This is a genomic window from Streptomyces sp. NPDC051921, from assembly GCF_040680975.1.
In the GTDB taxonomy this organism is placed as follows: Bacteria; Actinomycetota; Actinomycetes; order Streptomycetales; family Streptomycetaceae; genus Streptomyces.
Map to the genome: position 1 here is coordinate 106,420 of NZ_JBFAXU010000015.1, position 13,313 is coordinate 119,732.

Genomic DNA, 13,313 nt, shown 5'->3' on the forward strand with positions numbered 1-13,313 from the left:
CGGGCATGAAACTGACGATTCTCGGAGGCGGCGGATTCCGGGTGCCGCTGGTGTACGGCGCCCTCCTCGGCGACCACGCCGAGGGGCGGGTCACCCACGTCACCCTGCACGACCTGGACGCCGGGCGCCTGTCGGCGATCGCCCGGGTGCTGACCGAGCAGGGCGCGGGAGTGCCGGACGCGCCGGTGGTGAGCGCGACGACGGATCTCGACGAGGCGCTGCGCGGTGCGGACTTCGTCTTCTCGGCCATCCGGGTGGGCGGGCTCGCCGGCCGGGCCGCCGACGAGCGGATCGCGCTGGCCGAGGGGGTGCTGGGCCAGGAGACGGTGGGCGCCGGTGGCATCGCGTACGGGCTGCGCACCCTGCCCGTGGTGACGCACATCGCGCGGCGGATCGCCGAACTCGCCCCGGACGCCTGGGTCATCAACTTCACCAACCCGGCGGGCTTGGTCACCGAGGCGATGTCGCGGATCCTCGGGGACCGGGTGATCGGCATCTGCGACTCCCCGGTGGGTCTCGGCCGGCGGGTGGCGCGGGTACTGGGGACGAACCCGGACGAGGCGTGGATCGACTACGTGGGCCTCAACCACCTGGGCTGGCTGCGGGGGTTGCGGGTCGGCGGACGTGACGTACTGCCGCGCCTGTTCGAGGACGACTCCCTGCTCGGCTCCTTCGAGGAGGGCAAGCTCTTCGGAACGGAGTGGCTGCGCTCGCTGGGCGCGGTCCCCAACGAGTACCTGCACTACTACTACTTCAACCGCGAGGCGGTCCGCGCCTATCGCGAGGCGGAGAAGACCCGCGGCGCCTATCTCTTCGACCAACAGGCCGGATTCTACGCAGAGATGGGGAAGCCCGACACGCCGCCGCTGGGCACCTGGCACCGGGTGCTGGCCGACCGGGAGGCGACCTACATGGCGCACAACCGGGAGGCCGCCGGGGTCGGCGAGCGGGACGAGGCGGACCTGGAGTCAGGCGGCTACGAGAAGGTGGCGCTGGCGCTGATGCGGGCCATCGCGCGCAACGAGCGGGCCACGCTGATCCTCAACGTGCGTAATCGGCACACCCTTTCGGTGCTCGACGCGGACGCGGTGATCGAGGTGCCGTGCTTCGTGGACGCGGCCGGTGCCCATCCGGTGTCGGTGCAGCCGCTGCCGTACCACGCGGTGGGCCTGGTGACGGCGGTGAAGGCGGTGGAGCGGGAGGTGCTGGCGGCGGCGGAGAGCGGTTCGCGGGCGACGGCGGTCAAGGCCTTCGCGCTGCATCCGCTCGTCGATTCGGTCACGGTGGCCCGCCGCCTGGTCGACGGCTACACCGCGGAGCACGCGGGACTGGCGTACCTCCGTCATTGAGATGGACGACTGACGAACATCTTTACGCCCTCCGGGGCGCGGCCTAGGCTCGCGCCCCATGACTTCACTGCGCCGCAGGCGTGTTCGAGGAGGAGTGGCCCGTCTCGTCGCGGGCTGTCTGCTGGCCGCGGGCCTGGTGAGCGCGGGCACCGCGGCCGTCGGCAGTCCGGCCGCCGCCGAGACGGGCGGGGCCACGGTCGTGCCCGTCCAGACCACCGGGCCGGCGGACCGGCGGTTCAACCTGGTGGTCATGGGCGACGGGTACACGGCCGCGGAGATGCCGGCCTTCCGGGCGGACCTGGAGCGGCATCTGAGCATGCTGTGGAGCATTGAGCCGTTCGCCTCGTACCGCTCGTACGTCAACGTGTGGGCGGTGGAGGTGCCGTCGCGGGAGTCGGGCGTGGACTGCGATCCGGGGCTCGACGCGCCGGCCCGTGACACGGCGCTCGACATGGGCTTCTGGGGTGGCTGCAACCCGGGCAGCGTGCAGCGGCTGCTCACGGTCGACAGCGCCAAGGCCGCCGGGTACGCCGACCTGGTGCCGGGTACCGGTCGTGCGAACCGGCAGATCGTGGCGCTCGCCCACAGTTCCACCTATGGCGGTGCGGGCGGAAGTTACGCCACCGCGTCCGGCGGCAACGCCCTGTCGGCGCTCATCACCCCGCACGAGATAGGCCATTCGCTCGGCGGGCTGCAGGACGAGTACGACTACTACGGGCGCGGCGTGCCGGGCGGCGCGTACACCGGGGACTCGGAGCCGTCCTCCGTCCACCACACGCTTCTGACGGAGCAGCAGATGCGGGAGCAGCGGGCCAAGTGGTGGCGCTGGCTCGGCGAGGAGAGCGATGCGGGCGGGGTGATCGGACGGCACGAGGGCGGCCTCTACAGCACGGAGGGCGTCTGGCGGCCGAGCCGTCACTCCATGATGAAGACCCTCGGCTACGCCTTCGACCAGGTCGAGCGTGAGGTGATGGTGAAGGCGATCTCGGCCAAGGTGAACCTGGTCCAGGACCACACGCCGAACACCGCGCCCCTCGGCGCCGACCGGACGGTGTGGGTGGACACGCTGCATCCGCTCGGCGGTGAACTCGCCGTGGAATGGCGGCTCGACGGCCGCCCGTTGCGGACCGGCGGTGTACGCACGGTCGACCTGCGCGGTCTGGACCTCGCCGCGGGGCGTACGTACACGCTGACGGCGAGGGTGACCGACCCGACCCCGTTCGTCCGCGACCCCGCGGTGCGCGCCTCGTCGGCCCTGACGCGCACGGTGAGCTGGACCGTCGACCCGGCCCTGCGTACGGCGGACGACGCCGTACCGGCGGCGTTCACCGGGCACACGCCGACCACGGCCCCGGTCGGTGCGCGGTCCGTCGTCCATGCCGACACCACCCACCCGGTGCGCCGGACCCCGGGCGTGCGCTGGACCCTGGACGGGCGGACGGTTGCCGGTTCCGGCAATGACCTTGATCTGGACCTGAGTTCGCTGCGTCTTGCTCCCGGCACCCACTCCCTGACGGCCCGGATCCCCGGCACACGTGAGGAGTTGCGGTGGACGGTCGACGCGCTCGCCGCTTCCGGAGGGTACGAGCTGTCACCGCCGCTGCGGACGGTGCACCGGCCGGGGCGGCCCGTCGAGTACGTCTACGACGGGGAGTTCACGATGCGGCTGTCGGCGCGGGACGACCAGCAGGCGGCCGCGGTGAGTCAGTTCCGGGTGGACGGCGACGGCTGGTACACGTACTACGGCTGGCCGACGGACGCTGCGGCGCCGTTCCGCTTCTCGCCCTCGGGCACCGTGATCGACGATCTCGTCTACGGCAAGCTGGGGCGGAGCAGGGCGGTGCCGTGGGACGACGCGACACCCGACTACGGCACGCACACGGTGGAGTACCGGACGGTCGACGCGGCGGGGAACGTGAGCCGGCCGCAGGGCTTCCTGGTGACGCTGGTGCAGCCTTGAGACACGGGGCCGCAGGGCAGGTGCGGTCCTGCGGCCGCGTTGCCCTGCCGGGCCGTGACGCCCCTCGGCCACGACGCCCTGCCGCCGTGACACCGTGCCGCCGTGCTGCCGTGCCGCCGTGACGCCCTGCTGCCATGAGTCCGCGTGTCATGCGGATGAGGCCCCCGCCGATGTCGCCGGCGGGGGCCTCTCCTCGTGTACGGGTTGCGGTCAGCGCTTGCGGCCGACCGCCGCCCAGCCCGGGATCGGGTCGTCGCCCTGGACCGGGACCGGCTCGCCGAGCTCGGGGTGCCACTCGGCGGTGAGGGAAACGCCCGGCTCGACCAGGTCGAGGCCGTCGAAGAACGCGGCCAGCTCGTCGCGCGAGCGGGGCCGCAGGGTCAGGCCGCGCGCCTTGTACATGGCGGAGGCCTTCGCCGCGCCCTCGGGGTCGAAGTCGCCGGTGACGTGCGAGAGGACGAGGTAGCTGCCGGGGGCGAGCTTGTCGACGATCTTGCCGACGAGGTCGTAGGCGCCGTCCTCGTCGCCGACGAAGTGCAGCAGCGCGAGCATCGACAGGGCGATGGGCCGGTCGAAATCAAGGATCTTTCCGGCCCGTTCGAGGATCAGTTCGGGGTCGCGGGCGTCCGCCTGGATGTACTCGGTGGCCCCTTCCGGGGTCGAGCGCAGGAGCGCGGCGGCGTGCGCGAGCACGATCGGGTCGTTGTCGCAGTAGACGATCCGGGACTCCGGCGCGGCCGCCTGCGCGATCTGGTGCAGGTTGGGCTCGGTCGGGATCCCGGTGCCGACGTCCAGGTACTGCCGTACGCCGTCGGCGCTGAGCCAGCGGATGGCGCGGTGCATGAAGGCCCGGTTGACGCGGGCCATGTCGCGGCCGCGTGCGTCGACGGTGAGGAGCTGGCGGGCCATCTCCTCGTCCACGGGGTAGTTGTCCTTGCCGCCCAGGAACCAGTCGTACATCCGCGCGGGGTGCGGCTTGCTGGTGTCGATGCGTATCCCGCTCTGCGGGGATGCGGGTTCCTGGGTCATCGGCTCTCCTCGACGGACGAACGGTGTTGCTTACAGCAAGAGTTACGCGATGTGAGGGGTGGGACGGAAGGTTCAGGTAAGCAGGAAGTCAGCCTGACCTGATTTCGCCCCCTGGATGAACGCGGCGATCTCGCCGTGGGTGTAGATGAGCGCGGGGCCTTCAGGGTCTGCGGACTGTCGCACGGCGACTCTGCCGTCGGCCAGCTTCATGGCCTCGACGCAGTTGCCCCCGTTCCCACCGCTCCACGGCTTGTGCCATCCCTCGGCACCGAGCTCAGCGGCGGGCATGCCGTTGTATATGCGATCCATTCACAGCTCCTTGCGGAGATCCCGGAGGATCTCCTTCGTGCGTTGTGCAGTCGCGGCCTGGGCCGCCATGCGGTCCATGACCTCGAGGTGGGAGGCCACCTCGGGGCGCGCGTCGAGGTAGACGGCGCCGGTCAGGTACTCGCTGTAGACCATGTCCGGGAGTTCGGGCATGGCGAAGCGGAAGAGGACGAACGGTCCGTAGGTGCCGGGGTGGTGGCCGGACCGGAACTCCGCGATCTGCAGGGTGACGTTCGGCAGCTCCGACGCTTCGAGCAGCCGATCGAGCTGGGCGCGCATCACTTCGGGCCCGTCGCCGACCGGTCGGCGGAAGACCGTCTCGTCCATGATCACCCAGAACTTGGGCGCGTCCTCCCTGGTCAGCAGGGACTGGCGCTCCATGCGGAGGGCTACATGACGCTCGGTCTCCTCGGCATCGCTGCCGCCGACGGCCCCGCTGCGCAGAATGGCACGGGCGTAGTCCTCGGTCTGCAGGAGACCGGGGACGAACTGGGGCTCGTAGGCCCGGATGAGGCTCGCGGCCCCCTCCAGGCTGACGTACATGGAGAACCAGCCGGGCAGCACGTCGTGGAACCGCTGCCACCAGCCGGGGAGGTTGGCCTCCTCAGCGAGCGCGACGAAGCCCTCGGCCTCGGAGTCCGTGATGCCGTACGCCTTCAGCAGGAGCTGCACGTACGGGATCTTCAGCGCCACCTCGGCCGTTTCCATGCGCCGGATCGTGGCCGGAGCGACCCGCAGGATCTTGGCGGCCTCTTCCCGCTTGAGGCCGGCCCGCTCGCGCAGATCCTGCAGACGCTTGCCGAGGACGACCTGTCCCACCGTGGGGGCGGACCGCGGCTCGCTCACTCTGAAGACCTCCCCGACGCGCTGATTTTCGATGAGAGTGTGCCACGAACAGAGCCAGAGAGAACACAGCACTCTGCATTTTTCAGAGTGCCACTTGCCAAGTGTCCGAGTCGGGAGCAGAGTATTCCGGTGAACCAGTACGCATGCCGTGCGCCTCTTCGCGCGGAATGCGTACGGCACTCCCTCCTGCCCACAGTTGTGAGGATCGGTCGTGGCTTCTGGTAACGCGCAGCCCTCAGGTCTCATGAGCCCCCGCGTCATGGCCCAGCGCTCACGACCCCACACCGGCGACCGCCGCTTCGCCTTCGAGCTTCCGGCCCGCACCGACACGGTCGCCCGGGCCCGACTGCTCGCCGAGGAACGCCTCATCCTCTGGGGCTGCGACGCGGAGATCCGCGACACCGTCATCCTGATCGTCTCCGAGCTCGTCACCAACGCCGTCGTGCACACCGCCAGCACCCGCTTCGTGTGCGAGCTGCGCGAGGGCGAGGAGCGGCTGCGGATATCCGTGCGCGACGAGGGCGGCCCCGCCGGCCCGCGCATCCGCGACTGCGGAGAGGAGGAGCGCGGCCGCGGACTCATCCTGGTCGACGCGCTGTGCAGCGCCTGGGGCGCGGACCGCACCGGCCACGGCACGGCGCAGATCGTCTGGGCGGAGCTGGCGCACGGCATGGGAGAGCCGTGCTGAGGTCCATGGCGACGCTGCTCGTCCCGCGCGCCCGCAAGAACCCCGAGAACTCCCCCGGAAGGTCCCCCTCCCCCGCGCCCGTCGGCGTGACACGGCTGTCCGTGCCCGTCGACCTCCCGGCCGCCCTCGGCCGCGACGCCGTCGGCGTCCCCGCCCGCTACGGATTCCGCATCCTGTCCCGGCTGCCCGCCAAGGGCTGCGTCTACGCCGACGGCGACTGGTGGTGGTGGCTGGTCCCGGCCGGCTCCGACCACGACCTGACCTGGCCCTTCCCTGCCTGCTACGCCCCCGGCGCGGTGATCCCGGACCGCCGGCCGCGGCTGATCCACCACCCCGACGGCGACTCCCCGTACACCCCGCCCATCCCCCTCTATCTGCTGATCTGCCAGCTGACCGGGATCGCGCCGGCGTGGAGTGTGCCGCCACCGGTGCGCAGCACCCTGTGACACGGGCCCGGAGACCGTAGGGTCGGAGCATGTTCTCCCCCGAGGGACCCACGCTCCGCGAGCTGACCCGACAGGCCCTGTCGTCGGTCGAACAGGGCTACGACCTGCTCGCCGCGAAGTTCGACGCCACCCCGTTCCGCACCTCGGACCGGCTCCTCACCGCCGTCGCCGCCGCGCTGGAGCCGCTCGGCCCCTTCGACTCCGGCCTGGACGTCTGCTGCGGCACGGGCGCCGGACTCCCGGTGCTGCGCTCGGTGTGCGCCGGGCGGATCGCCGGGGTCGACTTCAGCGCCGGCATGCTCGCCGAGGCCCACGCCGCCCACCCCACGGCCACCCTCGTACGGGCCGACGCCCTCGCCCTCCCCTTCGCGCCGGTCTTCGACCTGGCGGTCAGCTTCGGCGCCTTCGGACACTTCCTCCCCGCCGAGCAGCGCACCCTCTTCGCCCAGGTGCACGCGTCCCTGCGGCCGGGCGGCACGTTCGCCTTCCCACTGCCGGCCCCGCCGCGCGTGGGCTCCGGCCCGTACTGGACCCTGTGGGGTTTCGACGCGGTGATGCGGCTCCGTAACGCGCTGTGGCGCCCCCCGTTCGTCATGTACTACCGCACCTTCCGCCTCCCGGACGTCCGCGCGCGCCTCGCGGCGGCCGGCTTCCACGTGGAGCTCCGCCCCATCCCCTCCCTGGGCACGCGTGAGGACGGCAGCCCGCACTGCCGGCTCGTCGTGGCGCGCAAAGCCCTGGATCGGTAGGGCCTGCGTCGATCATGATGCGCCCGTGAAGGAAGCCCCGGCGACGGCCGAAGGACGCCGACGTTCGCGTTCGCCGGCGGCTCGCTCCTCTTCTGAGGCACCGGGCCCGTACACGCGAAAGGACCCCGACTTCCGTCAGGGTCCTTCTCCGTGGTGTCCGAGGGGGGACTTGAACCCCCACGCCCGATAAAGGGCACTAGCACCTCAAGCTAGCGCGTCTGCCATTCCGCCACCCGGACCAGGTGTCTGCCGCCGTGCGGTGTTCCCCGCGGCGACATGGATAACTCTACCAGGGGATCCAGGTGGCTTTCACCAGCGTTTTCCGTGGTCAGTGGGGGGAGCTCGCCTTGTTGTCCTTGATCCAGTCCTGGTGGTCCCGCCGGACGTACAGGGTGTGGCCCCCCGTGTACGCGTGGTAGAGACCGCAGCGGTCCGGAGGACCGTCGCGGGTACGTCCGGAGGACCGTCGCGGGTACGTCCGGAGGACCGTTGCGGGTACGACCCGGGGCGCACGGGGCGTCGCCGCTCCCCAGGGGGCGGCTGCGCCTAGCCTGCGCCGGGTGAGTCACGTTTCTCCTCCGCCGCCCGCGTCCTCGTACCGCAGGCCGCGGATGCTGTCGCCGCTGCGGGAGCATCTGCGGGACACCTTCTGGTTCGCACCGGTCGCGGCGATGGTCGCGGTCTTCCTGGTGTGGTGGGCCTGCGCCGAACTCGACCGGAAGATCGTCGAGGCCCTGCAGGAGGAGGGGCAGTACGACGCCGTCGCCGACCTCGTCTCGATCGCCCAGGACGCGCAGACCGTCGTCACCACGGTCAGCTCGGCGATGATGACCTTCATCGGCGTCGTCTTCTCCATCTCGCTCGTCGCGGTGCAGATGGCGAGCGGGCAGTTCAGCCCGCGCGTGGTGCGGATCTTCGTCCGGAGCCGGATCACCAAGGCGACCCTGGCGGTCTTCCTCGCCACCTTCCTGCTGTCGCTGCTCGTGCTCACCTCCTACGAGAGCGACACCGACCCGCGGCTCGTCACGAGCGTGCCGCTGCTCCAGTCGATCCTCACCCTGCTCATGGTCGGGCTCAGCCTCCTGCTCTTCGTCGCGTACGTGAACTCGACCCTGCGGCTGATGCGGGTCAGCCACGTCGTGGACCGGATCACGCAGGAGTCGTTCGGAGTGCTCACGAAGATGCCCTGGTACGCGGGGGAGCGCGGCGACCTCGGGCCGGTGACCGGGCACGTGGTGCACCGGGGGCGCGCCGGGGTGCTGCGCGACGTGAACGTGGCGCGGCTGGTGCGGGCCGCGCGGCGGCACGGGCTCGTGCTGCGGCTGCTGCCGCGGATCGGGGACTTCGTGGTGCCGGGGACGCCGATCCTGGCGGTGCACGGCGGGGCGGTGCCGAAGGGGCTCGCCTCCTCGGTGTCGGTGGGGATCGAGCGGACCTTCCACCAGGACCTGGGCTTCGGACTGCGGCAGCTCGCGGACATCGGGCTACGGGCGCTGTCCCCCGCCGTCAACGACCCCACGACGGCCGTGCAGTGCCTGGACCGGATCACCCAGTTCCTGGCGGCGCTGGCCCGGCGGCCGCTGGGCGCGGTGGAGTACCGGGACGGGCGGGACGGCAGCGGGGCGGTGCGGCTCGTGCAGGACGTGCCGGGCTGGACGGACCTGGTGGACCTGGGCTTCGCCGAGCTCCGGGGCTGCGCGACGGCCAGTCCGCAGGTGTCGCGACGGATGCTGGCCGGGTTCGACGACCTGCTGTCGCTGGTGCCCGCGGAGCGCCGGGCGCCGCTGGTGCGGCACCGTGCGCTCCTGGTCGAGCTCGTGGAGCGCACGGTGCCGGTGGCCGCGGACCGGGACTTCGCGCTGGCGGCGGACCGTCAGGGCATCGGCTGACGGGATCCGTTCGACCCGTCAGGGCGTCGGCGGACGGCGGACGGCGGCCCAGGGTCTGGCCGGTCTTGCCGTCCCGTCCCGCGTACGGCAGCCCGCTCGCCGTGAGCGTGTCCGTGAGGTCGGGGTGACGCAGGCCGGTGGGCGGCGTGACGTTGACGTACGGGCAGCCGGCGCGCGGTGCGGCGGCGGCGTGGAGCGTGCGGGGTGGGAGCCCGACGCCCCCCGACGCCGGCTCCGTAGGAGCAACATTGACCACCACGACCTGGTCCAGGTCCAGTCCATTGCGGAAGTCCGTCAGGTCGGCGGCGAAAGCGGTGACGCGTTGGCCGTCGGTGGCGGGGAAGCCGACGAAGATCCCGGAGTTTTCGTCACCGTCCGTCTTCCCGTCGAGGGTGAGGGAGCAGGCGCCGAACCCCTTTGCCTGGTACCAGAGCAGGCCCCTCCCGCCCACGGACCTGAGCGCGCCGTCGACGACGCCGAAGTCGCCGGGTCCGGCCTGCTTCCAGCCCTCCCGGGTTTCGCCGTTGAAGAGGGCCGGTAGCCGGTCTGCGGCCGGCAGTCGGCCGTGACCTGTCAGCTCAGTCGCCGCTCCCGAAGGCGGCGTCGAAGGAGGCCGCAGGAGGGTCGAAGTCGAAGCGCTTGAGATGAGAAAGCGCTTCCGGAGCACCGGTCAGCCGGTCCATGCCGGCGTCCTCCCACTCCACCGAGACCGGACCCCCGTACCCGATGGACCGGAGCATCCGGAACACGTCCTCCCACGGCACGTCCCCGTGCCCGGCCGAGACGAAGTCCCAGCCGCGCCGCGGATCCCCCCAGGGCAGATGCGAGCCCAACCGCCCGTTGCGGCCGTCGAGGCGCTTCCGGGCCTCCTTGCAGTCCACGTGGTAGATCCGGTCGCGGAAGTCCCACAGGAAGCCCACCGGGTCCAGGTCCTGCCACACGAAGTGGCTCGGGTCGAAGTTGAGCCCGAAGGCCGGCCGGCGGTCCACCGCCTCCAGGGCCCGCTGGGTGGTCCAGTAGTCGTACGCGATCTCGCTCGGATGCACCTCGTGCGCGAAGCGCACCCCCTCGGCGTCGAAGACGTCGAGGATCGGGTTCCAGCGCTCCGCGAAGTCCTCGAAGCCCCGCTCGATCATCCGCTCCGGAACCGGCGGGAACATCGCCACCAGATGCCAGATCGACGAGCCGGTGAAGCCGACGACCGTGTCGACGCCGAGCGCCGCCGCCGCCCGCGCGGTGTCGGCCAGTTCGCGGGCCGCCCGGCGCCGTACGCCCTCCGCTTCGCCGTCGCCCCAGATCCGGTCCGGCACGATCGCCCGGTGCCGCTCGTCGATCGGATGGTCGCAGATGGCCTGGCCCACCAGGTGGTTGGAGACCGCCCAGCACTTCAGATCGTACGCGTCGAGCAGTTCCCGCCTGCCCTTCACGTACGCCGGGTCGGCGAGCGCCTTGTCGACCTCGAAGTGGTCTCCCCAGCAGGCCAGTTCGAGACCGTCGTAGCCGAAGTCGCGGGCCAGCCGGCAGACCTCCTCCAGGGGCAGGTCGGCCCACTGGCCGGTGAAGAGGGTGAAGGGTCGGGGCACGTCACGGCTCCTGTCGGGGTACGGGGGTGTACACGGCGTTCTTCTCCGCGCTCTCCTCGACCGCGGCCAGCACCCGCTGCACCTGGAGACCGTCCGCGAAGGACGGCGCCGGGGCGGTCCCGGACGCGACGGCGAGGACCAGGTCGCGGGCCTGGTGCACGAAGGTGTGCTCGTAGCCGAGCGCGTGCCCGGGCGGCCACCAGCCCCCCAGGTACGGGTGGCCCGGCTCGGTCACGAGGATGCGGCGGAAGCCGGCCGAGACGGCCGGATCGGTGTGGTCGTGGAAGGACAACTCGTTGAGCCGCTCCAGGTCGAAGGCGAGCGAGCCCTTCTCCCCGTTGATCTCCAGACGCAGCGCGTTCTTGCGCCCGGCCGCCATCCGGGTCGCCTCGAAGGACGCGAGCGCTCCCGAGGCCAGCCGCCCGGTGAACAGGGCGGCGTCGTCAACCGTCACGGCTCCGTACGCACCCGCGCCCGGGCCCGCCGAAAGGCCGGTCGCGACCCCGGCGAGCAGCGGCCGCTCCCGTACGAAGGTCTCGGTGAGCGCCGACACCCCGACCAGCAGCTCCCCCGCCAGGTACTGGGCGAGGTCCACGGCGTGCGCCCCGAGGTCCCCGAGCGCCCCCGACCCGGCGTGCTCGCGTTCCAGCCGCCAGGTCAGCGGGAACCCGGGGTCGACGAGCCAGTCCTGGAGGTAGGTGACCCGTACGTGCCGCAGGGCGCCGAGCCGGCCCTCGGCGATCAGCGTCCGGGCGTACGAAAGGGCGGGAACCCGGCGGTAGTTGAAGCCGACCATCGCGACCTGCCCCCGGGCGGCCGCGGCCTCCGCGGCGGCCGCCATCAGTTCCGCCTCGGCGACCGTGTTGGCGAGCGGCTTCTCGCACAGCACGTGCTTGCCCGCCTCCAGGGCGGCCACCGCGATCTCGGCGTGGCTGTCGCCCGGTGTGCACACGTCGACGAGCTGGACGTCGTCGCGGGCGACGAGGGCCCGCCAGTCGGTCTCCGCCGCCGCCCAGCCGTGCCGGTCGGCGGCGGCCCGCACGGCGGTGGCGTCCCGGCCGGCGACGGCGGCGAGCACCGGCCGCAGCGGCAGCTCGAAGGCCCGTCCCACGGTGCGCCAGCCCTGTGAGTGGGCGGCGCCCATGAAGGCGTAGCCGACCATGCCGACGCCAAGCGTCTCTTCCATCTGCGTTCCTCCCGTTGGGTCGTGCGGGCCGGCGTTCCTGGTCAGTTGAAGCCGGTGGGCAGGTACTCGTCGACGTTCTCCTTGGTGACGACGGCCGAGTAGAGGGTGATCGAGGCGGGGATCTCCAGCTCGGCCATGCCGCCGACGCCCTTCCTCTGGCCGAGCGCCCGTGCCAGGTCGATCGCGGAGGCGGCCATGGTCGGCGGGTAGAGCACGGTCGCCTTGAGCACGCTGTTGTCGGCCTTGATGGCGTCCATCGCGGACCGGGAGCCGGCGCCGCCGACCATGAGGAAGTCCTTGCGTCCGGCCTGGGCGACGGCTCGCAGGGCGCCCACTCCCTGGTCGTCGTCGTGGTTCCACAGCGCGTCGAACCGCGGCTGGGCCTGCAGGAGTTGGGCCATCTTCGCCTGGCCGGACTCGACGGTGAACTCGGCGGCCTGGCGGGCCACCTTGGTGATGTTGGGGTAGTTCCTGAGGGCGTCGTCGAAGCCCTGGGTGCGCTGCTTGGTGAGCTCCAGGCTGTCCATGCCGGCGAGTTCGATCACCTTGGCGTTCGGCTTGTCCTTGAGCTTCTCCCCGATGTAGCGGCCGGCGTTGAGGCCCATGCCGTAGTTGTCGCCGCCGATCCAGCAGCGGTAGGCCTGCGGTGAGGCGAAGATCCGGTCGAGGTTGATGACGGGGATGCCTGCCTTCATCGCCTGGAGGCCGACCTGGGTGAGGGCCTTGCCGTCGGCGGGGAGGATGACGAGGACGTCGACCTTTTTGTTGATGAGGGTCTGGATCTGGCCGATCTGGGCGGCCGTGTCGTTGGAGCCCTCGGTGATCTCCAGGGTGACGTCGGCGTACTTCTTGGCGCGGTCCTTGGCGTTCTGGTTGATGGCGTTGAGCCAGCCGTGGTCGGCCTGGGGGCCGGCGAAGCCGATGGTGACCGGGGTGCCGGGCCGGTCGTCCGCGGCGGGGACGCCGCTCGCCGCCGGGGCCTGGTTCTTGGGCTCGTTGCCGGTGCAGGCGGTGAGCAGGGCGCCGGCGGAGACGGCGGCTCCGCCGAGGAGCAGGGATCTGCGGCCGGCGGCGGCGGTGAATTCGGGCATGACGGATCAACCCTTCGGATGCGAGGGACGGTCGGGGGTGGCGCGGGGGGCCTCGGGGCCTTGGAGGCCTGCGGGGCCCGGGGGGCCGGGGAGGTCCGGGGGGCCTGGGAGGTCTGGGGGGCCTGGGGGCCTGGGGGGGCCTGGGGGCCTGGGGGCCTGGGGGCCTGGGG

At 71.8% G+C, this 13,313-nt stretch carries 12 protein-coding genes, 1 tRNA gene and 2 pseudogenes; 6 read left to right on the forward strand and 9 right to left on the reverse strand.

Annotation, left to right across the window (positions count from 1 at the left end; translation table 11 throughout):
• Positions 1 to 5 precede the first annotated feature (5 nt).
• Complete coding sequence (locus AB0M16_RS20995) at positions 6 to 1,349, forward strand: 6-phospho-beta-glucosidase (RefSeq protein ID WP_365344979.1); 1,344 nt, start codon at positions 6 to 8, stop codon at positions 1,347 to 1,349.
• Between the two features lie 58 nt (positions 1,350 to 1,407).
• Positions 1,408 to 3,309: a M64 family metallopeptidase gene (locus AB0M16_RS21000; RefSeq protein WP_365344981.1), complete on the forward strand. Its 1,902-nt coding sequence runs from the start codon at positions 1,408 to 1,410 to the stop codon at positions 3,307 to 3,309.
• A gap of 210 nt (positions 3,310 to 3,519) precedes the next feature.
• Here AB0M16_RS21000 and AB0M16_RS21005 read toward each other — a convergent pair whose 3' ends face one another.
• The 3 genes from AB0M16_RS21005 to AB0M16_RS21015 all read right to left on the reverse strand — a co-directional run bounded on the left by AB0M16_RS21005 (position 3,520) and on the right by AB0M16_RS21015 (position 5,511).
• Positions 3,520 to 4,338, reverse strand: coding sequence for an SAM-dependent methyltransferase (locus tag AB0M16_RS21005; protein ID WP_365344983.1), 819 nt, complete (start codon positions 4,336 to 4,338; stop codon positions 3,520 to 3,522).
• A gap of 72 nt (positions 4,339 to 4,410) precedes the next feature.
• Complete coding sequence (locus AB0M16_RS21010) at positions 4,411 to 4,647, reverse strand: DUF397 domain-containing protein (protein WP_015037566.1); 237 nt, start codon at positions 4,645 to 4,647, stop codon at positions 4,411 to 4,413.
• Complete coding sequence (locus tag AB0M16_RS21015) at positions 4,648 to 5,511, reverse strand: helix-turn-helix transcriptional regulator (protein WP_365344985.1); 864 nt, start codon at positions 5,509 to 5,511, stop codon at positions 4,648 to 4,650.
• A 211-nt stretch (positions 5,512 to 5,722) separates the two neighbouring features.
• On the opposite strand from AB0M16_RS21015, the gene AB0M16_RS21020 reads away from it, so the two are divergent.
• The 3 genes from AB0M16_RS21020 to AB0M16_RS21030 are packed head-to-tail and all read left to right on the forward strand — an operon-like array spanning position 5,723 to position 7,394.
• Positions 5,723 to 6,199, forward strand: a complete 477-nt coding sequence (locus tag AB0M16_RS21020) for an ATP-binding protein (protein ID WP_365344987.1) — start codon at positions 5,723 to 5,725, stop codon at positions 6,197 to 6,199.
• A gap of 5 nt (positions 6,200 to 6,204) precedes the next feature.
• Positions 6,205 to 6,645: a hypothetical protein gene (locus tag AB0M16_RS21025; RefSeq protein ID WP_365345151.1), complete on the forward strand. Its 441-nt coding sequence runs from the start codon at positions 6,205 to 6,207 to the stop codon at positions 6,643 to 6,645.
• 29 nt (positions 6,646 to 6,674) lie between these two features.
• A complete protein-coding gene (locus AB0M16_RS21030) occupies positions 6,675 to 7,394 on the forward strand; it encodes a methyltransferase domain-containing protein (RefSeq protein ID WP_365344989.1) in 720 nt (239 codons plus the stop codon).
• 151 nt (positions 7,395 to 7,545) lie between these two features.
• On the opposite strand, the gene AB0M16_RS21035 is transcribed toward AB0M16_RS21030, so the two are convergent.
• Positions 7,546 to 7,633, reverse strand: a tRNA-Leu gene (locus AB0M16_RS21035).
• A gap of 372 nt (positions 7,634 to 8,005) precedes the next feature.
• On the opposite strand from AB0M16_RS21035, the gene AB0M16_RS21040 reads away from it, so the two are divergent.
• Positions 8,006 to 9,283, forward strand: a complete 1,278-nt coding sequence (locus AB0M16_RS21040) for a DUF2254 domain-containing protein (protein WP_365345153.1) — start codon at positions 8,006 to 8,008, stop codon at positions 9,281 to 9,283.
• A 43-nt stretch (positions 9,284 to 9,326) separates the two neighbouring features.
• Here AB0M16_RS21040 and AB0M16_RS21045 read toward each other — a convergent pair.
• From AB0M16_RS21045 to AB0M16_RS21065, 5 genes and pseudogenes are all read right to left on the reverse strand, one after another.
• Positions 9,327 to 9,617 (reverse strand): annotated as a pseudogene (locus AB0M16_RS21045) (myo-inositol-1-phosphate synthase); the annotation flags it as partial.
• Positions 9,612 to 9,856: pseudogene (locus AB0M16_RS21050) on the reverse strand (family 16 glycoside hydrolase); the annotation flags it as partial. The pseudogenes AB0M16_RS21045 and AB0M16_RS21050, both read right to left, overlap by 6 nt.
• A 5-nt stretch (positions 9,857 to 9,861) precedes the next feature.
• Positions 9,862 to 10,866 carry a sugar phosphate isomerase/epimerase family protein gene (locus tag AB0M16_RS21055; protein ID WP_365344991.1) on the reverse strand — a complete coding sequence of 335 codons (1,005 nt, stop codon included), beginning with the start codon at positions 10,864 to 10,866 and terminating at the stop codon, positions 9,862 to 9,864.
• 1 nt (position 10,867) lies between these two features.
• Positions 10,868 to 12,052, reverse strand: a complete 1,185-nt coding sequence (locus tag AB0M16_RS21060; protein ID WP_365344993.1) for a Gfo/Idh/MocA family oxidoreductase — start codon at positions 12,050 to 12,052, stop codon at positions 10,868 to 10,870.
• 41 nt (positions 12,053 to 12,093) lie between these two features.
• Positions 12,094 to 13,143 carry a substrate-binding domain-containing protein gene (locus AB0M16_RS21065; RefSeq protein ID WP_365344995.1) on the reverse strand — a complete coding sequence of 350 codons (1,050 nt, stop codon included), beginning with the start codon at positions 13,141 to 13,143 and terminating at the stop codon, positions 12,094 to 12,096.
• Positions 13,144 to 13,313 lie beyond the last annotated feature (170 nt).